This window comes from Streptomyces lancefieldiae, assembly GCF_031845825.1.
Lineage (GTDB): Bacteria > Actinomycetota > Actinomycetes > Streptomycetales > Streptomycetaceae > Streptomyces > Streptomyces lancefieldiae.
In genome coordinates this window covers 154,604-180,201 of the sequence record NZ_JAVRFH010000002.1, presented here as the reverse complement: position 1 = coordinate 180,201, position 25,598 = coordinate 154,604, and the positions used below count along the sequence as shown (strand labels likewise).

16 protein-coding genes and 1 pseudogene are annotated in these 25,598 nt (G+C 72.2%); 9 read left to right on the top strand and 8 right to left on the bottom strand.

Annotated features, from left to right (window positions below):
* Positions 1-2 precede the first annotated feature (2 nt).
* The 5 genes from RM812_RS02845 (at position 3) to RM812_RS02825 (ending at position 16,545) form a co-directional block, all read left to right on the top strand.
* Positions 3-860: an ABC transporter ATP-binding protein gene (locus RM812_RS02845; protein WP_311570762.1), complete on the top strand. Its 858-nt coding sequence runs from the start codon at positions 3-5 to the stop codon at positions 858-860.
* Positions 861-954: 94 nt separating this feature from the next.
* Positions 955-2,013: an iron-siderophore ABC transporter substrate-binding protein gene (locus RM812_RS02840; RefSeq protein ID WP_311570761.1), complete on the top strand. Its 1,059-nt coding sequence runs from the start codon at positions 955-957 to the stop codon at positions 2,011-2,013.
* A 2-nt stretch (positions 2,014-2,015) separates the two neighbouring features.
* Positions 2,016-3,803 carry an ABC transporter ATP-binding protein gene (locus RM812_RS02835; protein ID WP_311570760.1) on the top strand — a complete coding sequence of 596 codons (1,788 nt, stop codon included), beginning with the start codon at positions 2,016-2,018 and terminating at the stop codon, positions 3,801-3,803.
* 57 nt (positions 3,804-3,860) lie between these two features.
* A complete protein-coding gene (locus RM812_RS02830) occupies positions 3,861-14,858 on the top strand; it encodes a non-ribosomal peptide synthetase (protein WP_311570759.1) in 10,998 nt (3,665 codons plus the stop codon).
* Positions 14,845-16,545 carry an ABC transporter ATP-binding protein gene (locus RM812_RS02825; RefSeq protein ID WP_311570758.1) on the top strand — a complete coding sequence of 567 codons (1,701 nt, stop codon included), beginning with the start codon at positions 14,845-14,847 and terminating at the stop codon, positions 16,543-16,545. Before RM812_RS02830 ends, RM812_RS02825 begins: the two co-directional genes overlap by 14 nt.
* Before the next feature lie 2 nt (positions 16,546-16,547).
* Here the strand turns inward: RM812_RS02825 and RM812_RS02820 are convergent, their stop codons facing one another.
* A complete protein-coding gene (locus RM812_RS02820; protein WP_311570757.1) occupies positions 16,548-17,639 on the bottom strand; it encodes an alpha/beta hydrolase-fold protein in 1,092 nt (363 codons plus the stop codon).
* A gap of 87 nt (positions 17,640-17,726) precedes the next feature.
* Between RM812_RS02820 and RM812_RS02815 the strand changes: the two genes are divergently transcribed.
* Both RM812_RS02815 and RM812_RS43005 read left to right on the top strand, forming a co-directional pair.
* Entirely contained in the window at positions 17,727-17,939 is a 213-nt protein-coding gene (locus RM812_RS02815; RefSeq protein WP_311570756.1) for an MbtH family protein, read from the top strand.
* 179 nt (positions 17,940-18,118) lie between these two features.
* The gene (locus RM812_RS43005; RefSeq protein WP_372486533.1) at positions 18,119-18,196 is read left to right on the top strand and encodes a 50S ribosomal protein bL37; all 78 of its coding nucleotides are present in this window, start codon (positions 18,119-18,121) and stop codon (positions 18,194-18,196) included.
* Between the two features lie 138 nt (positions 18,197-18,334).
* On the opposite strand, the gene RM812_RS02810 is transcribed toward RM812_RS43005, so the two are convergent.
* The 3 genes and pseudogenes from RM812_RS02810 to RM812_RS02800 form a co-directional block, all read right to left on the bottom strand.
* The gene (locus RM812_RS02810) at positions 18,335-18,550 is read right to left on the bottom strand and encodes a hypothetical protein (RefSeq protein ID WP_311570937.1); all 216 of its coding nucleotides are present in this window, start codon (positions 18,548-18,550) and stop codon (positions 18,335-18,337) included.
* 285 nt (positions 18,551-18,835) lie between these two features.
* Positions 18,836-18,970, bottom strand: a pseudogene (locus tag RM812_RS02805) (PGPGW domain-containing protein); the annotation flags it as partial.
* A 141-nt stretch (positions 18,971-19,111) separates the two neighbouring features.
* Positions 19,112-19,801, bottom strand: a complete 690-nt coding sequence (locus tag RM812_RS02800) for a GntR family transcriptional regulator (protein WP_311570755.1) — start codon at positions 19,799-19,801, stop codon at positions 19,112-19,114.
* Positions 19,802-20,002: 201 nt separating this feature from the next.
* Here RM812_RS02800 and RM812_RS02795 point away from each other — a divergent pair, with 201 nt between their 5' ends.
* Positions 20,003-20,536, top strand: coding sequence for a YbhB/YbcL family Raf kinase inhibitor-like protein (locus tag RM812_RS02795; RefSeq protein ID WP_311570754.1), 534 nt, complete (start codon positions 20,003-20,005; stop codon positions 20,534-20,536).
* A gap of 216 nt (positions 20,537-20,752) precedes the next feature.
* Positions 20,753-21,577 (top strand): SCO6745 family protein, encoded by an 825-nt coding sequence (locus RM812_RS02790; protein WP_449657838.1) that lies wholly within the window; start codon positions 20,753-20,755, stop codon positions 21,575-21,577.
* Between the two features lie 117 nt (positions 21,578-21,694).
* Here the strand turns inward: RM812_RS02790 and RM812_RS02785 are convergent, their stop codons facing one another.
* The 4 genes from RM812_RS02785 to RM812_RS02770 form a co-directional block, all read right to left on the bottom strand.
* On the bottom strand, positions 21,695-22,201 hold the full coding sequence (locus RM812_RS02785; RefSeq protein WP_311570752.1) for a nucleotide triphosphate diphosphatase NUDT15: 507 nt from the start codon (positions 22,199-22,201) through the stop codon (positions 21,695-21,697).
* A gap of 237 nt (positions 22,202-22,438) precedes the next feature.
* Positions 22,439-23,518 (bottom strand): rhamnose ABC transporter substrate-binding protein, encoded by a 1,080-nt coding sequence (rhaS, locus tag RM812_RS02780; RefSeq protein ID WP_311570751.1) that lies wholly within the window; start codon positions 23,516-23,518, stop codon positions 22,439-22,441.
* Between the two features lie 496 nt (positions 23,519-24,014).
* Positions 24,015-24,527, bottom strand: coding sequence for an alpha-N-acetylglucosaminidase TIM-barrel domain-containing protein (locus RM812_RS02775; RefSeq protein WP_311570750.1), 513 nt, complete (start codon positions 24,525-24,527; stop codon positions 24,015-24,017).
* A gap of 46 nt (positions 24,528-24,573) precedes the next feature.
* Positions 24,574-25,437, bottom strand: coding sequence for an alpha/beta hydrolase (locus RM812_RS02770; RefSeq protein WP_311570749.1), 864 nt, complete (start codon positions 25,435-25,437; stop codon positions 24,574-24,576).
* Positions 25,438-25,598: the final 161 nt, after the last annotated feature.

Here is a 25,598-nt window from a genome sequence, read left to right as displayed (position 1 = left end):
TTGTGAGCGTTCAGTCCGTCACCGCCGCGGAGCGGGGAGTTGACGTCCCCTCACGGCTGGCAGCCGAGGGCGTCACGGTCGGGTACGGCGCCCGGACCGTCATCGACGATCTCGACGTGGCGATCCCACCCGGGTTGATCACGACGATCATCGGCCCCAACGGCTGCGGGAAGTCGACCCTGCTGCGCACGCTGTCGCGGCTGCTGAAGCCGAACAAGGGGACGGTGGTCCTGGACGGCGAGGACATCGCCGGGCTCAGGACCAGGGACGTGGCGAAGAAGCTCGGTCTGCTGCCCCAGGCGCCGGTGGCGCCGGAAGGCCTGACGGTGTCCGACCTGGTCGCCAGGGGCCGCCATCCGCACCAGAGCTGGCTGCGGCAGTGGTCGTCGGACGACGCCGCCGTCGTGGAACGCGCCCTGGCCATGACCGGCGTGTCCGACCTGGCCGACCGCCCGGTCGACGCGCTGTCCGGCGGCCAGCGTCAGCGCGTCTGGATCTCGATGACCCTCGCCCAGGGCACCGACCTGCTGCTGCTGGACGAACCGACCACCTACCTGGACCTGGCGCACGCGATCGACGTGCTCGACCTGGTCGACGACCTGCACGAGTCGGGGTGCACCGTGGTCATGGTGCTGCACGACCTCAACCTGGCCACGCGCTACAGCGACCACCTCGTCGTGATGCGGCAGGGGGCGGTCCTGGCGCAGGGGCACCCGCGTGACGTGATCACCGCCGAGTTGCTGGACGAGGCGTTCGGACTGCGCGCACGGGTGATCGAAGACCCGGTGGGCCGGCGCCCGCTCATCGTGCCGATCGGACGCACACACGCCCAACTCGACTGGAACCACGCCGAGTTGTGAGAGTTAGGCTAGGCTTACCTCATTCGATCGAGTTAAGGTTTGCCGCCCTTGATACGGGGGCGCAGTCGACAGCGCGACAGCAAGGGATTGCCGGATGCTCCTCCCAAGAACGACGCGTACGAAGCCCTGGCGGCGGCTGGCGGCCGCACTGTCCGCCGCGGCACTCGGCCTCGGCCTCCTCGCAGGATGCGGTTCCGACTCGTCCGACTCGGCGGACAAGTCGAGCGACGGCACCTCGACCGCCGGCTCCGGCGCCTTCCCGGTCACCGTGGAGCACGCGTTCGGGACGACGAAGGTCGCCGAGGCTCCCCAGCGGGTCGTCTCCGTCGGCTACACCGACGACCAGACCATCCTGGCGTTCGGCATCAAGCCGGTCGGCATGGTCGACCAGTACCCGAATCCGGCGGGAAAGACCCCCGACGTCAACACCCAGTGGCCCTGGGTGAAGGAGAAGTGGGGCGACACCCGGCCCGAGGTCATCATGAAGAACGGTGACTCCGGCCCCAACTACGAGAAGATCGCCGCTCTGCGGCCCGACCTGATCATCGCGGTCTACTCCGAGATCGACCGGGCCGCCTACGACAAGCTCTCCAGGATCGCCCCGACGGTGGGTCGCACCAAGGCGGAGAAGGAGCCGTTCAGCGCTCCGTGGCAGGACAACGCGCTCCACATCGCCAAGGCACTCGGCAAGGCCGAGGAGGGCGAGAAGATGGTGGCGGACATCCAGGGCAAGCTCGACGCCGCCAAGAAGGGACACCCCGAGCTCGGGGGGCGGACCGCCGTCGTGCTGTCCTGGTACAAGGACTCGGTGGCACCGTTCACCTCCACCGACGTGCGCGGACGGCTGGTGACGGGCATCGGCTTCACCTACCAGACCGAGATCGACAAGGTCGCGGACGGCAACTTCTACACCACGCTCTCTCCCGAGCGCCTCGACCTGGTCGACGTCGACCGCATCTTCGTCATCAACGACAAGGCGGACCAGGACGCCCTGAAGAAGTTCAAGCTGTTCACCAACCTGGATGCCGTCAAGAACGGCGCGGTGTCCTACCTGTTGGACAGCGAGGGACCGGCGGTCGGCGCGGCCATCTCCCAGGGCACCCTGCTGTCCATGCCGTACGCGATCGACGAGCTCGTCAAGTCGGTCGAGTAGGGGTGAGCGGCACCGACACGCGCGTCGCGCCCGCGACCCTGCGCACGGCGACCGGACGCGAGGCCGTGCGATGGGTCGCGGCGCACTGCCGTGAGGTGCCGTGGCTGACGGCGGCCACCGCGCTCACCACGGTGGCCGGCGCGGCGCTCCAGGTACTCCCGGTGCTCCTGCTGGGCCGGGTGGTCGACGCGGTGCTCGTGGGCGAGTCGCCGTCGGTCCTGGTCACGATCGGTGCCCTGATGGTGGCCGCCGCGCTGCTCGGCGCGGCGGCCACCGCGGCGTCGGCCTACCTGATCGGACGGCTCGGCGCGGATCTGCTGGCGCGGCTGAGGGAAAGCGCCGTCCGGGCGGTGCTCGGGATGCCGAGCGCGCGCGTCGAGCAGGTCGGCCGGGGGGACGTGCTGTCCCGGGTCGGTGACGACGTGGCCGTGCTGTCCAAGGGCATCCGGACCGCCGTCCCCACCGTGTTCTCGGCGGGAGTACTGGTCGCCATCGCCACGATCGGCATGTTCGGACTGGACTGGCGGCTCGGTCTGGCGGGCGCCGGCGCGCTGCCGGCGTACGAGCTGGCCCTGCGCTGGTACCTCCCCCGGTCCGCCCCGCTCTACCAGCGGCAGCGGGTGGCCCAGGCCGACCGCGCGCAGGCCCTGATCAGCGGTCTGAACGGGATCGACACGGTCCGGGCGTACCGACTCGAGGACGCCTTCCGCGAGAAGGTCACCCATGAGTCGAGGCGGGTGCGCGACCTCGGCATCGAGGTGTTCCGGTTCTTCGGCCGGTTCGTCGGCCGGGAGAACCGCGCCGAGTTCATCGGGCTGACCCTGATCATCGTGGTGGGGTACGCCCTCCTGGAGACCGGCGCCGCCGGCCTGGGCGAGGTGTCGGCGGCCCCGCTGCTGTTCCACCGGCTGTTCACCCCGCTGGGCGCCATCATGTTCACCTTCGACGAGGCCCAGAAGTCGGGTGCGAGCCTGACCCGGCTGGTCGGGGTGCTGGGTGAGGACGCGGAGGACCGGCTGGTGGGCGACGCGTCCGTCAGCCCGGCCCGTGCCGCGCCGTACCCGGTGGCGGTGGAGGGGCTGACGTTCCGTTACCCGGGCGCCGGGGAGCCGGTCCTGCGGGACGTCGACCTGGCCATCCCGGCCGGTGGTTCGCTCGCGCTGGTGGGGGCGACGGGGGCGGGCAAGTCGACCCTGGCCGCGCTGATCGCGGGCATCGGGACCCCGCAGTCCGGGTCGGTACGCGTCGGGTCGACCGATCTCGCCACGGTGGACGAGGCCGGGGCGCGGGCCCTGGTGAGCATCCTGACGCAGGAGACGCACGTGTTCTCCGGTGCCCTCGCCGACGACCTGCGGCTGGCCGCGCCGGAGGCGACCGACGCCGAACTCCTGGACGCTTTGCGCGCGGTCGGCGCCGACGGATGGGTCGACGGGCTGCCCGAGGGGCTGAACACCATGGTGGGCGAAGGGGGCGAGCGCCTCGACGCCACCAAGGTCACCCAGATCGCCCTGGCCCGGCTGGTGTTGGCCCGCTCCCCGGTGGTGGTGCTCGACGAGTCGACCGCCGAGGCCGGCAGCGAGGGCGCCGCCGAGCTGGAGCGGGCCGTGCTGGCCGCGTGCTCGGGCCGGACCACCTTGTTCGTGGCGCACCGGCTGACCCAGGCGATGGCGGCGGACCGGATCGCGGTGCTGGAGGCGGGTCGCGTCGTCGAGCAGGGAACCCACGAGGAGTTGGTGGCTCTGGGCGGGCGGTACGCGCGGCTGTGGCAGGCCTGGCGAGAGGGTAGTTAGGTAAGCCTAAGTCAGGTTAGCCTGCCTTCATTCCTTGGAAGGGGCGTTGAGTCTTCGATGATGCAACCGAGCGCTCGTCACGTACTGCTTTCTCCCAGGCACCTGACCGACATACGCCGGCGCATCGGCGACTTCCCCGACCGGGCCATCGCCGAAGCATGCGCCCTCGGGCTGTCGTACTGGGCGACGGGCCGGAGTCCCGACGGCATCGACCTCGCCCCCGGCACCCTGTTCGCCGACCTCCTCGGGTGGGTCGACAACGGAGGCAGCGACAGCGGAGGTTGGCAGGTCGGCGCGGACGGCCGGAGCATCTCCGTACCGGAAGGCGTCCCGCTGGACGACGCGCAGCTCGCCTTGGACGACCTCGCCGACTTCCCGGACCGGCCCGTCGGCACCATCGAACCGTCCAGTGCGGCGGCGCGGCGGGAAGAGCTGGCCGGGTGGAACGACACCGGGGCCGAACGGGTCCGCCCGACCCTGGTGGAGATGTTCCGCGAGCAGGCGCGGACCAGGCCGGACGCCATCGCCGTCGTCGACGAGCTCCGCACACTGACCTACCGCCAAGTCGCGTCCTACTCCAGCCAGTTGGCTCACCATCTGCTCGACCGCGGGCTCACCGCCGAACGCGTCGTCGGCATCTCCCTGGAGCGCTCCGCCGACATGGTGATCGGGCTGCTCGGCGTCCTCCAGGCCGGATGCGCGTTCGTGCCGCTCGATCCGCACTGGCCCGCCGAGCGCAGGGCCGTCGTCATCGAGGACGCCCGGGTCGTGGTCCAGCTCAACGCGTCGGGCGAACACCCCGCGGGCGAACCGGAATCCGTGGCCGTCGACCTCGGTGACTGGCGGCTCGGTACCCACCCCACCGAGGACACGGGCGTCACCGTCCCCGGCGACGCCCTGGCATACGTGATCTTCACCTCCGGCTCCACCGGACGGCCCAAGGGCGCGATGATCCGGCACGAGGCGATCAGCGAACGCCTGCTGTGGCAGGTCCACGAGATCCTGGGCTTCGGCCACGACGACGCGTCCCTGTTCAAGGCGCCGCTGTCCTTCGACATCTCCGTCAACGAGATCTTCCTGCCACTGGTGTCCGGTGCGCGGCTCGTGGTCCTGCGGCCCGGCGGCGAACGCGACCCGCACCACCTGCTGAGCGTGATCGCCGAGCAGCGCGTCACCTTCACCTACCTGGTGTCGTCCATGCTGGACGTGCTGCTGGAGATCGCGGGCGACTCGGGTCGGCTGGACAGCCTGCGGCACGTGTGGTGCGGCGGCGAGGTACTGACCCCGGAGCTGTACGAGCGGTTCCGCACCCGGCTCGACATCCCGATGTACCACGGCTACGGCCCCGCCGAGACGACGATCGGGGTCTCGCACGTCATCTACCGGGGCGCGGCGGAACGCCTGTCGACGTCGATCGGCAAGGCCAACCCCAACACCCAGCTGTACGTGCTGGACGACGAGCTGCGCCCGGTCCCGGTCGGCGTCGGCGGCGAGCTGTACGTGGGGGGCTTCCTCCTGGGACGCGGGTACGTGGGCGCGCCCGGCCTGACGGCGTCCCGGTTCGTGGCCAACCCGTTCGCCGGGGACGGGTCCCGGCTGTACCGGACCGGTGACCTCGCGCGGTACACCCCGGACGGCTCGCTCGACTTCCTCGGCCGCGCCGACAACCAGATCAAGATCCGCGGCATGCGGCTGGAGACCGAGGACGTCGAGGTCGGTCTCGCCGAGCACCCCGCGGTACGGCACACCTGCGTCGTCGCCAAGAAGAACGCCGCGGGCGGCACCTACCTGGTCGGGTACGTGATCCCGGCCGCCGGGCACGAGGACCTGCGGGCGGAGGAGGTCAAGGCCTGGGCCGACGAGCACATGGTGGAGTACATGGTGCCCGCCCACGTCGTCGTGCTGACCCGGTTCCCGCTCACCGCCAACGGCAAGCTCGACCGGCGCGCGCTTCCGGAGCCCGTGGTCGGGACGGGCTCGTTCGTACCGCCGGCCACCGACAACGAGCGCACCGTGTGCTCGGCGGTCGCGACGCTGCTGCACCTGGACGAGGTCGGTGTCGACCAGGACTTCTTCCGGCTCGGCGGCGACAGCATCCTGGCGATCTCGCTACTGAGCGCGCTGCGGGACGCGGGGCTCCACGTCACCGCACGGCAGATCTTCACCCACAGCACCGTGGGAGCGCTGGCGGCGGTGGCGAGCCGGGAGGACGTCTCCACGGTGGACCACCGCGATGTCGCGACGGGCCCCGTGGCGGGGGCGCCCATCGTGCAGTGGCTCGGCGAGACCACCGACGCCATCGACGGCTTCGTGCAGTCGGTGGTGCTGAACACCCCGGCGGACCTGACCGCCGACGCCCTGGACGAGATACTGAGCGCCGTGGTCCGCCGGCACGACATGCTGCGTGCCAGGCTGGTGCGCGGCGACCGCTGGGGCTTCGACATCCCCGAGGCGGACCACGCCGTCGCGCTGTGGGAGCACCGCGACGGTCCGCTCGACGAATGCGTCGCGCACGCCACCGACGGGCTCGACCCGGTGCGCGGCGTGATGCTGCGCGCCGTCTGGCGCCGTGCGGCACGGCAGCTGGTCGTGGTCGTCCACCACGTGGTGATCGACGGCGTGTCCTGGCGGGTCCTGATGGAGGACCTGGCCACGGCGTGGCGGCAGCTCACCTCGGGCGAACCGGCCGAACTGCCCCGGTCGGGCACGTCGTTCCGGCGCTGGACACAACTGCTGGAACGCGCGGCGTTCGACGCGGACAGCGCCTACTTCCGGCGTCCCCTGCCGGGAGCGGACCTGCCGGTGGGCAGGCGCGCGCTGTCCGAGGCCGACACCGTCGCACGGGAGCGGGTACGGACCGTCTCGGTCGGTCCCGAGGCCACGGCCGCACTGCTGGGCGACATACCCGCCAGGTTCCACGCGGGTGTCAACGACGTGCTGCTGACCGCGCTCGCCGTCACGCTCACCCGGTGGCGCCGCGACCTCGGCCAGGACCAGACGTTCGCCCACATCGAACTCGAAGGCCACGGCCGTGAGGCACAGTTCGTCGCGGGGTCGGCCGGCTTCGAACCGGAACTGTCGCGGACCGTGGGCTGGTTCACCACCCTGTTCCCGGTGACCGTCGATCCCGGCACGGCCGCCGACCCGACCGCACCCGACTACCTGGCCGCCGCGCTCAAGGCCGTCAAGGAGGACCTCTCCCGGGTACCGGACAACGGCGTCTCCTACGGCGCCCTGCGCTACCTGACCCACACCGCGTTCGACGCGCCCACGCCCCAGGTGCTCTTCAACTACCTCGGCCGATTCGAGGCGGGCGCCCCCGGGGACTGGCGACTGGCCGGCCCCACGGGCCAGTTGGGCGAGCGGCGTGACCCGCGCATGCGCCTGCCGCGCGCCCTGGAGTTCAACGCCATCGCCGAGCCCACCCCGACCGGTGAGTACGAGCTGGTCACCACCATCTCGTGGCCCGACGGGATGTTCACCGACGAGGACATCACCACCCTCGGCGCCTACTACCGCCAGGCCCTGACCGGGCTGGCCGCGCTCGACGGGGGCGGCCACTCGCCCAGCGACTTCCCCCTGGTGCCGCTCACCCAGGCCGACGTCGACTTTCTCGACGGCCCCGGACTGCGGGACGTCCTGCCGCTGACCCCGCTGCAGGAGGGCCTGTACTTCCACTCGGTCTACGACGACGACTCCACGGGCCGCTACGTCGAGCAGCAACTTCTGACACTGGCGGGAGAGGTGGACGCCGACCGGCTCGCCGCCGCGGCCACCCGCCTGCTCACGCTGTACCCCAACCTGGCCGCGCGGTTCGTGGCCCTCTACGACGGCCGTGTGGTCTCCGTCCTCGACAGCGGTGCGCGGGCGCCCTTCACCACGCTGGACCGCCCCGGCATCACCGACGACGAGATCCGCGACCACGCCGAACGGGACCGCCGCGCCGGCTTCGACCTGGCCACCGGCCCGCTGATGCGCTACACGCTCGTCCGCGCGGGCTCCGGCCGCCACGTCCTGGTGCAGACCGTCCACCACATCGTCGCCGACGGCTGGTCGGTGCCGTCGATGCTCCGCGCCCTGCTGGCGGAGTACCACGCACCGGGGACGGTCCACCCACTCGGTCGCTTCCGCGACTACGTACACTGGCTCGCCGGACGCGACGACGAGCTGAGCGACCGGGTGTGGCGCGACCAGCTCGCCGAGCTTCCCGGCCCCTCACTGGTCGCCGAGGGGCACACGCCGTCCGACCGGTTCGCCGACACCGCCGCGGAGCCGGGGGACGACATCGACGCGGCTGCCCGATCGGCCGGCGTGCCGCTGAGCGTGGCCGTGCACAGCGCCTGGGCGGTGACGCTGGGCGGCATCCTGCACGGGAAGGACGTGGTGTTCGGATCGACGGTGTCCGGCCGCGACGCCGATGTGCCCGGCATCGAGGACATGGTCGGTCTGTTCATCAACACCGTCCCCGTGCGCGCCCGCTGGTCCCCCACCACCACCGGGGCCGACCTGCTCGCCTCGGTACGGGAACACCAGAGCGCGGTGCTGGCGCACCAGCACGTCTCGCTGGCGAGGATCGGCCGCCAGTCCGGCGTCGGCTCCCTGTTCGACACCCTGGTGGTGTTCGACGTGGCGACCGACGTGGACGGTCTGCACGGGCCCGACGACACGCTGGCCATCACCCGCATCGTGAACGAAGGCGCCCCGCACTACCCGTTGACGCTGGTGGTGGAGCGGACGCCCGACGGCCGTCCGCGCTTCGACCTCATCCATGACGGCGACCTGCTGCGGGAAACGGGCGCGCAGAAGATCCTGGGCACCTTCACCCGGACCCTCACCGGCCTGCTCACCCGGCCGCACGCGCTGGTGGACGCCCTGGCGTCCGAGGACACCCGGCGCCCCGCCCCGACCACCCCTGCCGCCCCCACGTCTGCGACGACTCTGGGTGGACTCTTCGACGCCGCCGCGCGCCGCGCCCCCAACGCCACCGCCGTCACCCAGTGCGGCCTCGACGGCGGCACCAGGTCACTGACGTACGGCGAACTCGCGGCGGCCAAGCAGGAGTTGTCCGCCGTCCTGCGCGCGGCCGGGGTCGGGCCGGGCAGGCGGGTCGCCGTCGCGGTCCCACGCTCCGTCGAACAGGTCGTCGCGCTGGTCGCCGTCGTCGGTGCGGGCGGTGCCTACGTGCCGCTGGACCTGGCGTACCCGGACGAACGACTGGAGTACCTCCTCTCCGACGCCGCTCCGCAGGTCGTCCTCGTCGCCCCCGGGCAGCGCGACCGCATCACGCGGCTGCTGGCCCGGGCGGGCGTGCCGGCCCGCGTGCTCGTCCAGGGGGAAGAGCTGCCACCGGCCACCACCGAACCCGGGCGGGAGGCCGGCCGGCACGACCCGGCCTACGTGATCTACACCTCCGGATCGACCGGCCGGCCCAAGGGCGTGGTCGTCCCGCACTCCAGCGTGGTGACGCTGCTCGCGAACACCGGGCCGGACATGGACTTCGGGCCGCACGACGTGTGGGTCCAGTTCCACTCCTTCTCCTTCGACTTCGCGGTCTGGGAGCTGTGGGGCGCGCTGGCGCACGGCGCCGAGCTGCTGGTGCCGGAGTACGGACTCACCCGTTCCCCCGTCGACTTCCACCGGCTGGTCCGCGAGCGCGGGGTGACCGTGCTCAACCAGACACCGTCGGCGTTCTACCAGTTCATCGAGGCCGACCGGCTCGTCGGCGAGCCGCTGCCCGCACTGCGCCGGATCGTCTTCGGCGGCGAGGCCCTGGACCCCGGGCGGCTGCGCGGCTGGGTCGAGCGGCACGGCACCCGTTCGCCCGAGCTGGTCAACATGTACGGCATCACCGAGACCACCGTCCACGTCACCCACCGGGTGCTGACCGACGACGACTTCGACCGCGGTGACGGCGCCGGCCCGATCGGCGGCCCTCTCCCCGGACTGGTCACCCACCTGCTCGACGACCGGCTCCGACCGGTGCCGCCGGGCCGCGTGGGGGCCATCTACGTCGCCGGCGACCAGGTGTCGCTCGGCTACCTGGGCAGGCCCGGGCTCACGGCGGGCCGGTTCGTGGCGGACCCGTTCGCGGGCGACGGCTCCCGCATGTACCACACGGGTGACCTCGCCCGCCGCACGCTCGACGGCGAGCTGGAGTTCATGGGCCGCGCCGACGACCAGGTACAGCTCAAGGGTTTCCGCATCGAGCTCGGCGAGGTCGAGTCCGCGATCAGGGAACTCGACGGCGTCGTCGACGTGGCCGTCACCGTGGCGGGCAGCGGCGACCACCTGGTCGCACACCTCGTGGGCCGGGCCCCCGGCGACCTCTCCGGCCTCCTGTCCGCGAAGCTGCCCTCCTACATGGTGCCGAGCCGGGTGCTGCCCGTGGACGCCCTCCCGCTGACGGTCAACGGCAAACTGGACCGCGGGACCCTGACCGAGCGGGCCGCGCGGGTCGGCACCCTGGCGGGCGGGCAAGGGTCCCTGAGCGACTCGGAGGCGACGAGGGGCGCGACCAGGCCCCACCGGCCCGCGGACGCGCGTGCCGAGCGCAGCGCCTCCGTGCTCGCCGCGCTGGTGGACATCTTCGCGGACACGCTTCCCGGCTCCTGCGCGGACGCCGACACCGACTTCTTCGCCGCCGGCGGCGACAGCATCGTCGCCATCACCGTGATCAACCGCGGCCGGGCACTCGGCCTGCCGATCGCGCCACGCGACGTGTTCCTGCTCAGGACACCGCGCGCGCTCGCCGAGCACCTGGAGACGAGCACACCGCAACCCCCGTCGCCCGCGCCCGCCCACCACGAGGACGGCCCGCTGCCACCGACGCCGATCATCCTGCGCCAGCGGGAACTGGGGGGCTCACTCGCCCGTTTCGCGCAGGCCAGGACGCTGACGGCACCCGAGGGCACGGGTTTCGCCGACGCCGAACGCGCCGCGCACGCCGTCGTGGCCGCGCACCCGGCCCTCCGCCTGCGGCTGCGCGTCGACCACGGGGTGTGGTCACTGCGCACCGAACCCGCGCGCGAGGTCACCGTCGCCCGGACGCACGCCACCGACGCGACGGCGGTGGCCGACGAGGCCGCCGGACGGCTCGACCCCGAGTCCGGGGACGTCATCGCGTTCTCCTGGCTGGAGGCGAGCCGGACCCTGGTGGTCACCGTGCACCACCTCGCCGTCGACTCGGTGTCCTGGCTGATCCTGCTGGACGACCTGACCACCGCGATGCGCGGGGGGCCCCTGGCCCCGCCGACCACGTCCTACGCCGAGTACGCCGCGGCACTGACGTCCCTGTCCACCGGTGCGACCGACGACCTGGACCACTGGATCACCACACTCCGGGCGCCCGCGCTGCTCCCCGCGGTCGCGGGAACGCGCGAGACCACGGTCGTGCTCGCTCCCGGGGTCAGCGAGTGCGTGACCCGCACGGCGCCCGCGGCACTGGGCGTAGGTCTCACCGAGCTGCTGTGCGGCGCGCTGCGCGCCGCGCTCACGCACATCCAGCCCTCGCCCACCGACCTCGCGATCGAACTGGAGCGGCACGGCCGGGTCCCGGCCCTGGAGCACCACGACTACACCCGCACGGTCGGCTGGTTCACCGCGATCGCGCCCGTACGGCTCACCGCGCACACCGACCCCGTCGCGGCGGCGCGCGAGGTCGTCGAACGCCAGCCGGACGAGAGCGCACACGTCGCCTACGGCCGGCTCAGGTACCTCAACCCGCAGACGGCCCCGCTGCTGGACGCACGCCCCCAGGTGCTGTTCAACTACCTCGGCCGGGGCCGCGAGTCCCACGCCCCGCGCCTCACCGGCGGCGCACAGGGCAGCCCGTACGCCGTCGAGGTCAACGCGTGGACCGACGCCGACACCGGAAGCCTGCACGCGGCCTTCACCCTCGCCGAAGGCATCCCCGACGAGATCACCGAGCACTGGCGGCGCGCCCTGGAACGCGTCGCGGACGCCGCCGCGACGGCCGAGCGCACGGCACCGGTCACCCCCCTCCAGCGGGGCCTGTTCTTCCAGGCCCAGATGTCCCAGGCCCAGATGTCGGGGCCGGCCGGACACTACGTCGCGCAGAGCTACTTCACCTTCGACCGGCGCCTGGACACCGACGCGCTGGCCGAGGCGATGGCGTACGTGATCGCGCGCCACCCGGTCGTGGGCGCCGGCTTCACCACCGACGACGACGGAAACCCGGTCCAGGTCCTCGCGGCCGGCCGACGGGTCGACGTCCGCACCGTCGAACTGTCGACGGACGCGGAGGTCGACGCGCTGCGCGCCCGGGACCGCGACACGGGCTTCGACCCGGGCCGGCCACCACTGATCAGACTGACCGTGGTGCGCCTGCCGGGCGAGGGCGACGGCCTGCTGCTGAGCTACCACCTGCTGCTGTGGGACGGCTGGTCGCGCGAGATCGTGCTGCGGGACCTGTTCGACGCCTACCGCGCCGTCCTCGCGGGCGACCCGCCGGTCCCAATCCCGGCCACGCCGAGCTTCGAGGACCACGCCCGGGCGCTCGACGCCAGGGACCCCGCCCCCTCGGAACGCTTCTGGGCCGAGCACCTGACCGGCCTCCAGGGCCCGACACTGCTCGCCGGACCGGCGCCGGCCCTCTCGGACGACCTGCCGCGCGTGCTCGTGCACACGCTCTCCGCCGACCGGTCGCACCGTCTGAGGGACGCGGCCAGGGCGCACGGCGTCACCCTCAACTCGGTGCTGACCGGCGCGTTCGGCCTCCTGCTGGGCGCCCGCACGGGCCGCGGTGACGCCGTGTTCGGCGTGACCGTCTCCGGGCGGGAGGGCGAGGGGCGCTCCGGCATCGTCGGCGTGCTGCTCAACACCGTGCCCATGTGGACGCGGGCACGGCCGGACCACACGGTCCGGGAGTACCTGACGGCCGTGCAGGCGGCCCGCATCGAGGCGATGGACCACGAGCACCTCGGGCTCGGCGAGATCCAACGGGCCGCCGGGTACGACACCCTGTTCGACAACCTGTTCGTGCTCCAGAACTTCCTGGACATGGACGCGTTCGCCGAGATGAACGCCCGGCACGGCATCACCGCGGTGCGGGCCGAGGACTCCACCCACTACCCGTTCACCTGGGTCGTCACCCCCGGTGACCGGCTCACGGTCAAGCTGGAGTACCGCGACGACGACACCGGCAACGCCCGTCGTCTCCTCGACGACTACCTGCGCGTGCTCGACGACCTCACCCGGTCGACCGGTCCGCTCGGCGCGCTGCCGGGCCTGGGGCGGGTGCCCGAGCCCGCCGCACGCACGGACGTCGGCACGGACACGGTCGTCGACCGGTTCGACCGGGCGGCTGACCGCGACCCGCGGCGGGTGGCGCTCGTCGTCCACGGCTCGACCCTGACCTTCGCCGGGCTCCGGGACCGCAGCCGCGCGGTGGCGGGTGTGCTCGCCCGGCGCGGCATCGGCCCCGAACGGACCGTCGGGCTCGCGATCCCACGCTCCCTCGAGTCGATCGTGGCGCTCTTCGCCGTCCTGCGCGTGGGCGCCGCGTACGTACCGCTGGAGCTGGACCACCCGGACGAGCGGATCGCCGCGATCGTCGCGGACGCCCGGCCGGACGTGATCCTCACGACGAGCGAGGTGGCGCCCCGGCTGACCGGGGACCTGATCGAACTGGACCGCCCCCTGCCCGAGGCCGAGCCGTTCGTCACGTTCGCGCCGGACGACCCGAACCGGCTGCGGCACCCCGCATACACGATCTACACCTCCGGATCGACCGGAAAGCCCAAGGGTGTGGTGACCGAGTACGCCGGGCTCACCAACATGCTGGTCAACCACCAGCGCCGCATCTTCGAACCCGTGCTGGCGGAGCACGGCCACCGGGTCTTCCGGATCGCGCACACCGTGTCGTTCGCGTTCGACATGTCGTGGGAGGAGCTGCTGTGGCTCGCCGACGGCCACGAGGTGCACATCTGCGACGAGGAACTGCGCCGAGACGCGCCCCATCTGGTCGAGTACTGCCTGGAACACGGCATCGACGTCGTCAACGTGACCCCGACCTACGCGCAGCAACTGGTGGCCGAGGGACTGCTCGACGACCCGGCGCGGAGGCCGGCACTGGTGCTGCTCGGCGGTGAGGCCGTCACCCCGACGCTGTGGCAGCGGCTCGCCGCGACCGAGGGGACGGCCGGGTACAACCTCTACGGACCCACCGAGTACACCATCAACACCCTCGGCGTCGGCACCTTCGAGTGCCAGGACCCGGTGGTGGGGGTGGCGATCGACAACACGGACGTGTACGTGCTGGATCCGTGGCTGCGGCCCCTTCCCGACGGGGTTCCCGGCGAGCTGTACGTGTCGGGCATCGGCATCGCGCGGGGCTACCTCGGGCAGTCCGCCCAGACCGCGCACCGCTTCGTCGCGTGCCCGTTCGGCGCACCCGGAGAGCGCATGTACCGCACCGGGGACCTGGTGGTCCGGCGGCCCGACGGAAACCTGATGTACCTCGGCCGTACCGACCAGCAGGTCAAGATCCGGGGCCACCGGGTCGAACTCGGCGAGGTCGAGGCGGTGTTCGCGGCGCACCCGGCGGTGCGGTTCGTCGCCGCGGTCGCCCAGCCCGACCCGCAGGTCGACGGGGCGCACCGGCTGGCCGCCTACCTCGTGCTGGACGGTGCCGACCTGCCGGCGGTCGCCGCCGAAGTGGGCGCCGGACTACCGGACTTCCTGCGCCCGACGCACTACGCCCGGGTCGACGGCATCCCGCTGACGGTCAACGGCAAGGCCGACACCCGGGCGCTGCCCGAGGCCAGGCCGCTGGGCGCGCTGACCACGGCGGGGGAGCGGAGCCCGGAGACCGGAACCGAGATCACGGTGTGCGCGTTCTTCGCCGAGGCACTGGACCTGGACGACGACGAGGTGAGCGCGGTCAGCGACTTCGTGTCCCTCGGTGGACACTCCATGCTGGCGGTGCGCCTGATCGGACTGCTCCGCCGCGAGTACGGTCCTGTGATCACCATCCGCGATCTGTTCACCCTGCGAACCCCGGAAGCGATTGCCCGCCATCTCGATGACAACTCCTGACAAGCAGCGGCCCCGCCCGGGGTCCGACATCCTCCGTACGGCCCTGCGTCGCAATGTCGGCGCCATGGCCTGGGGCACCCTCCTCATGGGCCTGTACCAGGCCGGTGAGACCGCCTTCCCCATCGCGCTCGGTCTGATCGTCGAACACACGATGCGGGAGCGGAGCCTCGGCTCGCTCGTCCTGTCGATCGCCGCGTTGGCCGTGATCATCACGACCGTGTCGCTGTCGTGGCGGTTCGGGATGCGCGTCCTGCAGAAGGCCAACACGAGCGAGGCGCACCGCTGGCGGGTGCGGGTCGCGGCCTGTGGACTCCAGCCGGTGGCCAGGGACGTCGACCTCAAGTCCGGCGAGGTGCTGACCATCGCCACCGAGGACGCGGACCAGACCGCCGACATCATCGAGGTGGTGCCGCTGCTGGTCAGCTCGCTGGTCGCGGTGGTGATCGCGGCGCTGGCGCTCGGCCTGGCCGACGTCCGGCTCGGTCTCCTGGTGATCGTGGGCACCGTCGCGATCCTGTCGGTCCTGAGCGTGATGTCCAAGCGGATCGGCTCCAGTACCCGCGAACAGCAGGCCCGGGTGGCACGGGCGGGCGCGAAGGTCGCCGACCTGATCATCGGCCTGCGCCCCCTGCACGGCTTCGGCGGCAACCACGCGGCGTTCCGGTCGTACCGGAAGGTCAGCACGGAGGCGAAGCACCAGGCGATCACCGTCGCCAAGGTGAACGGCGCGTACGCGGGCACCGCGCTGGCCCTCAACGCGGTGCTCGCCGCCGCCGTGACCCTGACGGCGGGCGGGCTGGCCTTCGACGGCCGGATCAGCATCGGGGAACTCGTCATGGCCGTGGGGCTGGCGCAGTTCATCATGGAACCGCTCAAGCTGTTCTCGGAGATGCCGAAGTACGTGATGATGGCGCGCGCCTCGGCCGAACGGATGGCACTGGTGCTGGCCGCGCCACCGGTGACGACGCCCGGGCCGGACCGGCCGTCCCCCGGCGCGGACCTGGAGGTCGACTGCGTCCGTTACGGGGCCCTGCGCAAGGTCAGGTTCCGGGTGGCCGCCGGCGAGTTCGTCGCGGTCGCCGCCTACCAGGTGCGTGCGGCGACCGACCTCGCGTCGATCCTGGCCGTGAACGTCCCGCCGGACGCGTACGAGGGGACGGTACGCGTCGGCGGCCGGGACCTGGCGGACCTGTCCGTCGAGGCGGTCCGCGAGCACATGCTGGTGAACCCGTACGACGGGGAGATCTTCGCGGGCACCCTGCGTTCCAACATCGACCCGTCGGGAACCAGCCGGACGGTCCCCGAGGCCGTCGAGGCGTCCATGCTGACCGACGTCGTCGCCCTGCACCCCGAGGGACTCGACTACGCCGTCCGCGACCGCGGCGCGAACCTCTCCGGGGGCCAGCGCCAACGGCTGTCCCTGGCCCGCGCCCTCGCCGCCGACACCGACGTCCTGGTGCTGCGCGACCCGACGACGGCCGTCGACGCGGTCACCGAACAACTGGTCGCGCGCAACCTCGCGAAGCTGCGCCGGGGCCGTACCACCGTCGTGATCACCAGCAGCCCCGCCCTCCTGGACGCCGCCGACCGCGTCCTCGTGCTGGACGAGGGCGTCATCACCGCGGAGGACACCCACCGCAACCTCCTGGCCGCCGACGTCGACTACTGCCTGGCCGTGGCCCGGTGACCTCAGACCAACGCCCAGGCGACATCCCGGAGCAGAGCGTGCCGCCAGCCCGCGCGGTCGTGCCCCGAGGGCGAACGCGAGACCCGCACGGTCGCACCGGACCGTTCGGCCAGCGTCTCCACCAGGTCGCAGTGCGGCAGCATCCGCGTCTCGTGTTCCCCCACGTCGAACGCGATCCGCAGCCCGGACAGGTCGGGCCGCCGGCGCAGGCGCGCGGCGACGGCACCGCCGGGCGGACCGCCCAGCGGATCCGCCGGGTCACCGGCGTCGGGCGTCCACCAGAACGACGCCGACTGGCAGGCCACGCGGGACACCAGGTCCGGGAACTCCAGTGCCGCGTACACCGCGCTCAGCCCGCCGAGGCTCTGCCCGGCGACCACCAGCCTTTCCCGGTCGGCGGGTACGCCGGATTCCGCCACCAGCGGCAGCAGCTCGTCCCGGACCGCCTCCCACAGCTCGGGCCTGCAGCCGAACTCGGCCTCCCTGTCCTTGGCAGGAAGGAAGACGAGGGTGACCGGGGGCATCTCGCCGCCGGCGACGGCCGAGTCGAACGCCGTCATGGCCGGATGCAGGTGGAGCCAGTCGTCCCCGTCGAGGAGCAGGACCACCGGACCGCCGCCGCCCGCCGGGTGGACGCGCACGGTCCGCCGCCCGCCGAGCCGTTCGCTGCTCCAGCGGATCCGGACGCGGGGGAGGGGAAGGACGTCGTCGGCACCGACGGCGGGCCAGTGCGGCTGAGCCGGGGTGTCAGGGGTCGCGGCGATGGACCGGTCGGCGCCCGCACCGACGGGGTTGAACGGGTCGGCGTGCGCCGCGTCGTCCGCCAGGAGCTGGTACGTCACCCGTAGCCGAGCGGGCATGCGCACCTCGGCGTACCAACAGTCCGTGTCGCCCCATCGGCTCAGGGGGACCGGCTCCGACCAGCTCTCGAAGCCGACGCGCGCCGCTTCGGCCCCCCGCCGCAGGAACAAGGTCACCCAACCGTCGCCGTCGGGTAGCGACGCGGGTGTCCTGGCGGTCGCCCAGAAGGCCTCCGTGCCGGGCGCGCCGGGCAGGCCGTACGCGGCGAAGGGGTCTTCCCCCACCAATCTCATCAACGTCTCCTTGTGGAGCGGAAAGTGAGAAGGCTAAGCTCATGTTGATTAGGCGAGCCTAACCTAATTTCTCAGGAGGCACCGCGTATGAGCACCAACCCCTTCGACGACGCCGACGGCCGTTTCCTCGTCCTCGTCAACGACGAGGGTCAGCACTCGCTCTGGCCGTCCTTCGCTCCGGTGCCCGGGGGGTGGACGATCGTCTTCGAGGAGAACACCCGGGACGCCTGCCTGGAGTTCGTCGAGGCCAACTGGACCGATCTGCGCCCCCGTTCCCTCGTCGAGTCCATGGACGCCTGACGCCCGCCGCTCCGGGGGTCCGGCCGGGCCGGTCGGCGGTGGGGCCCGTGATGCATGCCACCCGTTTGCGACGCTATCGGGTGTTTGCCGCCGCGTCGGGGGGAAAGGGGCTCTGTGATCACCGGAGGCGACATTCCGGTGCGCAGTGCAAGGGAAACCCGACCGGCAAGGAGGTTTCGATGTCCTCGAAGCGACGTCGTAAGAAGAAGGCCCGCCGCAAGAACGGCGCCAACCACGGGCGCCGTCCGCAGAGCTGAGGGCGCCCCGGCGCACCGGGTGGGTGGCCCGCGCCACCCACCTGCGGACGGCGTGGCCCACCGACCGCGGCCGGCCCGAGGCGACCCCGCGGCGCCACCTTGCGGCCCGCGCCGACGATCTCGGGAACAACGGCTTCCTCAGGGCTGCCACACGTCCGGTCCGCCGCCACGCCACTCGATCAGGGGCGAGCGGACCACATCCATCTCGTCCCAGTCCTGGAGGCCGGCCTCCTGGAGGAGACCGGCGACGTCCCGCAAGGTGTACGCCCGGCCGAGGACTTCGCCGTCCACGCGCACCCGGCGACCGCCCGTTTCGTCGGGCGGGTACACGATCACGGGCGGCGCACTGACCATGACCCCAGTGTGCGGCCGGTACCGGCGGCACGCACGGGCACCACCGCTCTCAAGGCGCCGACCCTTCGCCCTTCGCCGGCTCCAGGAGAGCAGGGCGAGGAGTGCGAAACCGGAGAGGATCAGCCCGGAGGCCGTGGCCCAGCCCCCCTGGGGCAGGCCCGGCACCACCGCCCAGACGACGCCCGCGGCCAGGAGGGCGGCGGCGGTGGGAAGGGACGCGGCGACGCGCGACGGCGACGAGACGCTCTCCTCGGCCGCACGCATCGCCCGTTCCCGCACCGGATCGGCGTACCGGGCGAGCGCGGGGAACCGGCCGGCGAGGACCAGCAGGCCGGCCAGTACGAGGAGCAGGCCGGGGCCGGGCAGGACCAGCAGCGCGGCACCGAGCAGCAGCGCCGTACCGGCCACCGGCGCGGCCACCCGGCCGGCCTCTTTCCGCGCACTCGTCCTCCTCCGCCTGGCCGCCGTCCGCCCTCCGCCGTCGGCGCGGCAGGTCTGGCGGGTACCCACCACCGGGCAGGGAACGAGCCACGGAGGTGGAGTGAGGGCCGGAGCGGTCGGTCAGGGGCGGCGAGCGGGTTCGGTCAGAGCGGTCGCGGTCAGGGTGAGGTGTCGGACCAGTACCGCGGCCGCCGTATCGGCGTCGCGGGCCAGCGCCGCCTCCTCCAGTCGCCGGTGTTCGTCGGCACCGTCCCGGTCGGGGTCGCGGTGTGCCGACCAGCGGCGGGTCAGCTCGCTGGCCGTCCACAGCCGGTCGAAGGTCTCCAGCAGGACGGCATTGCCGCAGCCCTCCAGCAGCGTCCGGTGGAAGACCCGATGGGCCTCGGACCAGGCTTCGCTGTAGTACTTGCTCTCTTCCGGTGCGTACGCCGGGGTACGGGCCAGACGGTGGTGGGCGGCTCGTACGCGGGCCTCCCAGTCGACGTCACCGCGTTCGACGGACATGCGCAGGAGGACCGGCTCGATGGTGCGCCGAGCCTCGGCGATCTCCTGCCAGCGCTGGTCGGACTGGGCGGGCACGGCGAAACCGCGGTTGTGCAGCCGGTCGGCCAGGCCGTCCCCGACCAACCGCACCAGGGCCTCGCGCACGACGGCCAGACTCACGCCGTGTTCCTTGGCCAGGTCCTGCGGCTTGAGGGCCTCGGCGGGGGCGTAGTCACCGCGCATGATCGCGTTCCGCAGGCGGGCGTAGACCTGCTCGGAAAGCATCTGCTTCCCCGGTGAGGCGGAGGAGGCGGCTGTCTGCGTCATGGCGTCAGCATAGACGGTTGGGTCAATAATCGATTATCGGTGCTATCGTCGATGGAAGAGGCCGCCCGGTCGGCGCAGTGACGCCACAGTCACGCCACAGCCACGGCACGGCCCGCCACTGTCCGTCACCCCCCGAGACCCACCTCCGAGACCCGTCTCCCGGAGCCGCAGGTCCCGGGACATCTCCGAAGGAACGACGTCATGAGCACCAACGACCCCTTCGCACGCCTCCCCGAGGCGGCCGCCTTCGCCGTCACCAGCAGGACCGTGACCGATGGCGGTGCCTGGTCCGTCGAGCAGTTCTCCGCCGGTGTGCCCGGCGGCAAGGACGTCTCCCCCCACCTGTCCTGGAGCGGGGCTCCGGAAGGCACCAGGAGCTATGCCGTCACGGTGTACGACCCGGACGCACCGACCGGCTCCGGCTTCTGGCACTGGGCCGTGGCCGACATCCCCGCCACCGTCACCGAACTCCCGGAGGGCGCGGGCGACGACACCGGCTCGGGCCTGCCCGCGGGAGCCTTCCAACTGCCCAACGACGCCCGGACCGCCCGCTTCATCGGCGCCGCCCCGCCCGCCGGACACGGACCGCACCGCTACTTCGTCGTGGTGCACGCCCTGGACGCCGAGTCCATCGGCGTCCCGGCCGAAGCCACTCCGGCCTTCCTCGGCTTCACCATGGCCGGGCACATTCTCGGCCGGGCCGTCCTGACGGCCACCGCCGAGACCCCCGCCTGACGCTCACGGGCCTCCCGGCCACCGAGCGGGACGGACGGGGAGGCCCGCTCGCCGCCGCGCGGTCGTCGCGTTCCCCGTCCGGCGCCGGCCCGTCCCGTCCGCCGCCCTCTCGCCGAACGGCGATCCCTCAACCCCTTCGGAAGGACAACCGTCATGAGTCCCGCCCGCCTCGCCGACCTCTCCGACCGCTCCCACCCGGCCGGCCCGCCGGTGGACATGAACGCCGTGCGCGAGGTCAGCCTCGCCGTCAACGCGGCCCACCTGTTCGTCTACCTCGTCCCCGAGGCCGCGGAGGAGGCCGCCGCGCTCGGCGTGACCGAACGCGGACCGGCGTACTTCGCGTTCCGGTCGGCCGCGATGGGGGCGGTTCCGTGGCAGGTCACGCTCGCGACCTTCTACAACTTCAGCCCGCGCTCGGTGCGGGCCATGACGGGAGTGTGGGATGCCGCGTCGCCCCAGCAGTGGCAGGCCGCCCGCTTCCTGGTCGCCGGTCGTGCGCTGCGTCGCGTGGGCGTGGACCTGACGGCCGAGCGGATCGCGGAGGCCCGGTCGCTGATCGACCCGGTCGTCGCCGGTGCCGACTACGCCGGAAAGCCGCTGGCCGCCGCCAACGCGTCCGTCGCGCTCCCGTCCGATCCGCTCGTCGCGCTGTGGCAGCAGATCACGGTGCTGCGCGAGTGGCGTGGCGACGCGCACCTCGTCGTGCTCGCCGACCACCACCTCGGGCCGTGCGACTGCATGGTGATGCAGACCGCGACGGGTCGTCTCCCGACCGGGATCGTGCGTACGACCCGCCAGTGGACCGACCAGGAGTGGGCCGCGGCGACGGCACGTCTCGTCGCACGTGGCTGGCTCGACGCCGACGGCACCGTGACCGATGCCGGCACCACGGCGCGCGAGCGGATCGAGGCCGAGACGGACGAGCACTGCGCCAGGCTGTGGGAACCGATCGGCGACGCGGGCGCCCGTCGCCTCGCCTCGCTCCTCGCGCCCATCGACGACGCGTTCACCGCGGCCGGGACGTACGGGCAACTGCGCTGATCGCGGCCGGCGCGCGACCCACGGCGGTCCCACACGGCCGGCCTCCGCGAGCGACCCGCGAGCGACCACGGGGGGGCCGACATGGCGCTCCCGGACCGGTCGGCGGAGCACGCCGGCTCAGCCGGGCTGGGCGGGCGCGTCGCCGAGCACCCTGTAGTGACGTACCTCGGGGGCACCTCGCCGAACCGTCTCGGGCCACAGGCAGTCCAGGACCGAGGCGGACGGCGGGAAGAGCGAGGCGGGAAGCGCCTCGCGGGTGAACCACTGCCAGCGCACGATCTTGTCCGGCTCGGTCACCCGAGGCGCTCCGGCCGTGCGCTCCGTGACGGCTGCGGCGGTCACACGCGTCAGCCCGTTGAGGCCGTCGACGAGGACCGTCAGTACCCGAACGGCCGTCGCGGGCACGCTCAGTCCGGTCTCCTCCGCCAGTTCCCGCGCCGCGGCGGTCTCGAAGTCCTCGCCGGTGTCGACCTTGCCGCCCGGAAGTTCCCAGCGGCCGTCATGGCCCAGGCCGAGCAGCACCCGGCCGGCGGGATCGAGGACGGCGAGGCCGACGCCGGTGAGGCTGTGGGGGGCGGGGCGGGCACGTTCGGGGCGCTCGGCGCCGGGTTCATGGGAGTCCACCGGGCCATTTCACACCGTCGAGGCGGCCGGAAACCATCCCGGCCCACCTCCCGTCACGATCAGCCTCGACACGTGCCGCCCGCGAGCCGGCTCGCCCTTCTCCGTGCTCTCCCTCCGGCCGCGTCCGGAACACCTCGGGTGAACCGATCCCGGGACGGTACGCGGCCGGAGAGGCGGCGCGCTCCGGCGGAGGCGGCGTCCACGCCCGACGGCAGGCGCCGACGCCTTCCGGGAACGTCAGAAGTCGTAGTCGTCGATGTTTTTGGCGTCGAAGACCGTCGGGTCACCGAGGGTGATGACACCGTCCACGCCGAGCTCGAACCAGCCCATGTCGCCGGCCAGGAACATCTGCCCCTCCCGGCCGGTGATCTGCCCGGAGGCGAGTGCCACGGCGGCGTGCCCGGCCAGCTCACCGAGCTTGGCCGGGTCCCACAGCACGAAAGCCTCCACCGTGCCGTCCTCGACGTACGGGCGCATGTCGTTGGGGGCGCCGAGACCGGTGAGTTTCACCTCGCCCTTGGACTGCGACTGGGAGAGGTACTTGGCGGCCGCCTTGATGCCGTTGGTGGTGGGGGAGATGATGCCCTTCAGTTTCGGGTGTTCCCGAAGGAGCTCCTCGGCCTTCTCGTACGACTTCTGCGCCTCGTCGTCGCCGTAGACGACGTCGACGAGCCGCATCTCCTGGTACCGCGGATCCTCGAGCTCCTTCTTGATGCTGCTGATCCAGGCGTTCTGGTTCGTGGCCGTCTGCGCGGCGGAGAGAATGGCGATCTCACCCTTGTAGCCGAGCTGCTCGCCGAGCAGTTCGAGCTGCCGTACGGCGATGGCCTCGGCACTCGCCGGCGAGACGAAGGCGTAGCGGCACTCCGGCTTGGTGTCGGAGTCGTAGGTGACGACCTTGATGCCCGCGTCCATGGCCTGCTTGAGGGAGTCGCACAACGCGCCGGGGTCCAGTGCGGAGATGGCGATCGCGTCGACCTTCTCCTGAGTGAGGGCGTTGATGTGGGACACCTGACCGGCCGTGTCGGCGCCCTGCTCCGTTCCCACTTCCTTGAAGGACGAGCCGAGTTCCGTGACAGCCCGCTCACCGCCCTGGTCGGCCACCGAGAAGTAGGGCGTGTTGACCTGCTTGGGCACGAAGCCGACCGTCAGGCCCTTCCTGGTGGGGGCGTTGGGGGAGGCCTCGGCGTTCTTGGCGTTCGTGGCGCTCTCGCCGTCCGCGGAGCCACTCGTGTCACTGCACGCGGTGGTGAAGAGGCTGAGGGAGGAGACGGCGGCGACCAGGACGGACGCACGGCGTGAGGTGGTTCTGTGCATGTGCTTCTTTCAGTGAGTTGATGGGCGGCGACCCGGACCCGTTCACCGGGCTCGGTCCGGCCCGGCTGGCCGTACGGGTGCGCAGAGGTCGCGCGGGGTCGCCTGTACGGGGGGCTCGAAGGGTGCCCGGTCAGCCGGCGCGCCGTCGATCGTCCGGGCCCGGGTGATGGCCGACCACATGGCGGGACGGATCGAGCACGGTCACTCCTGGACGACGCGTGGGGGCAGCCTTCGGTCAGTCCCTGAAAGGATTCAATGAGACTGTCGGGGACGTTAGGCAAGTGACGGTGTTGAGGTCAATGGCCTTGCGGAAACTAGTTGTTGGGGCGTAGGAGCATGTCGCTCGGGTCAGCGCCGGGTGGGTGGCCGGGGGTTGACCTGGTCGCCCCAGGTGCTCAGTTGGACGAGTCCGGCGTCGGTGGGGCGTCGGGCGTCGAGGAAGCCGATGGGGACCGGTCGGGCATGAGGTGTGGACTTCCGGGGCGCCGGAAACGGGTCAGGTCCCCTGCTTCCTGGGCGGCCTCGATCTGCGGGAGCAGACCCGGTTGCGGTTGGCCAGGGCCTGACGTGCGACGTCGACGAGGTCGATGCGGTGGGCGTCGGTGGTGCGCGCAGCGCCGGTGCCGACTTCAGCAGCTCGGCCAGTGCCCGCTGCACCGGTCCGGCCCGGGTTCTGGCCGGTGTCCTCCGGGAGGTGTGCGATGTCGGAGAGAGAACTGCCGGGCTTGCTGCACCACTGGGTGAAACGTTCCGTCCATACGGCTGGGTCGGCGCCGATGGTCGTGTGGCCGCCGAAGTCGGGGATCGCGCCGAAGGTGTGGGGCGCGCCGTGCCGAAGGGGTTCGCGGGCGGGGCCGTTGCAGCGGTCGGACAGGCCGTCGACGATGAGTGGCTTGCTCGTGTCGACCGGGCATCCGCGCGGACTCTCCTGGCTGCCGGGGCGAGGCGGACCCTGCCATCGTCCACGGCCCGGCGCTCGCAGCGTGCACCGGGCCGGGCGACAGCTCATACGGTCCGGGCGCCGAGTCGGCAGCCCTCGCCCGCTCCCGTCGTGATCAGGCGGAGCGGACCGTGAGCGCGGAGAGCGCCCCGAGGACCCGGGCGGCCGGTGCCGGGTCGATCAGCCACTTCAGGTGGCTGCCCTCCAGGGTCCGGACGTCGTAGGGGTTGTCCGGCGTGAGCTCGTTGCCCTCGCGGATCAGCCGGTCCTGCAGGGCGAGCGGCATACTCGCGTCGTCGGCCAGGCGCACGAAGGTCTTCGGGACGCGGCCCCAGGTCGCCGCCTGCGCCCGGTCGGCGGAGGTGCCGAAGTCCAGGTTCTCGTCGGGCTGGAAGGTGTTGAGGAAGGTCAGGAACTCGTCATCGGTGCCGTCGGCGAGGAAGGCGGCCTTGAACGCCGCCAGGGCGGCCGGGTCCGAGGTGCGGAAGTTGACGCGCAGCAGGCCGAGTTCGGCCGGGTTCCCGGCCATCGCCAGACCCAGCGAGGCGGCGTCGACGGTGGCCATCTCCGGCTCGGCGTAGTAGTCGTTGACGTCCAGGGCGACCGGGCACCAGGCCGCGACATAGACGATGCGGTCGATGAGGTCCGGGCGTGCGTTGGCCGCGGCGGTGGCCGTGATTCCGCCACGGCTGTGCGAGACGAGGATCACCGGCCCGTTCTCCTTGGCACGTTCCAGGACGCCGAGCAGGTGTGCGACGTTGTCGGCGAGCGTGACCCCCTTGATCGAGCCCGGCGCGGTGGCCAGGCCTTCGAGGTCCTGCGGCGCCTGGTAGGCACGCGAATAGCTTGCCGCGAAACCGTGGCCGGGGAGGTCGACGGCGACCGAACGGTGCCCGAGAAGGCCGAGTTCGGCCTGGAGCGGTGCGAAGGAGAAGGAGTTCGCGAAGGCTCCGTGTACCAGTACGAACGTCGGCTGCATCTGTCAGCTCACTCTCTGGCCCACGCTGCATCGGCGACGCGCGAGGCCGGGGTAGGGGCCGTTGTCCCGTCCCGTGCGGGAACAACGCGAACGGTTGTGCGATGTGTCATGGGGACCCTACGCAGCGGAAGATCACCGAGGCAACGGTGTGAGACCGCTGG

Coding starts and splice junctions, on each gene's coding strand:
- RM812_RS02820 (WP_311570757.1), bottom strand. CDS start 17,639: ATGAGATTGGTGGGGGAAGACCCCTTCGCCGCGTACGGCCTGCCCGGC.
- RM812_RS02830 (WP_311570759.1), top strand. CDS start 3,861: ATGATGCAACCGAGCGCTCGTCACGTACTGCTTTCTCCCAGGCACCTG.
- RM812_RS02775 (WP_311570750.1), bottom strand. CDS start 24,527: ATGAGCTGTCGCCCGGCCCGGTGCACGCTGCGAGCGCCGGGCCGTGGA.
- RM812_RS02795 (WP_311570754.1), top strand. CDS start 20,003: ATGAGCACCAACGACCCCTTCGCACGCCTCCCCGAGGCGGCCGCCTTC.
- RM812_RS02770 (WP_311570749.1), bottom strand. CDS start 25,437: ATGCAGCCGACGTTCGTACTGGTACACGGAGCCTTCGCGAACTCCTTC.
- RM812_RS02810 (WP_311570937.1), bottom strand. CDS start 18,550: ATGGTCAGTGCGCCGCCCGTGATCGTGTACCCGCCCGACGAAACGGGC.
- RM812_RS02800 (WP_311570755.1), bottom strand. CDS start 19,801: ATGACGCAGACAGCCGCCTCCTCCGCCTCACCGGGGAAGCAGATGCTT.
- RM812_RS02790 (WP_449657838.1), top strand. CDS start 20,753: ATGAACGCCGTGCGCGAGGTCAGCCTCGCCGTCAACGCGGCCCACCTG.
- rhaS (WP_311570751.1), bottom strand. CDS start 23,518: ATGCACAGAACCACCTCACGCCGTGCGTCCGTCCTGGTCGCCGCCGTC.
- RM812_RS02840 (WP_311570761.1), top strand. CDS start 955: ATGCTCCTCCCAAGAACGACGCGTACGAAGCCCTGGCGGCGGCTGGCG.
- RM812_RS02815 (WP_311570756.1), top strand. CDS start 17,727: ATGAGCACCAACCCCTTCGACGACGCCGACGGCCGTTTCCTCGTCCTC.
- RM812_RS43005 (WP_372486533.1), top strand. CDS start 18,119: ATGTCCTCGAAGCGACGTCGTAAGAAGAAGGCCCGCCGCAAGAACGGC.
- RM812_RS02825 (WP_311570758.1), top strand. CDS start 14,845: ATGACAACTCCTGACAAGCAGCGGCCCCGCCCGGGGTCCGACATCCTC.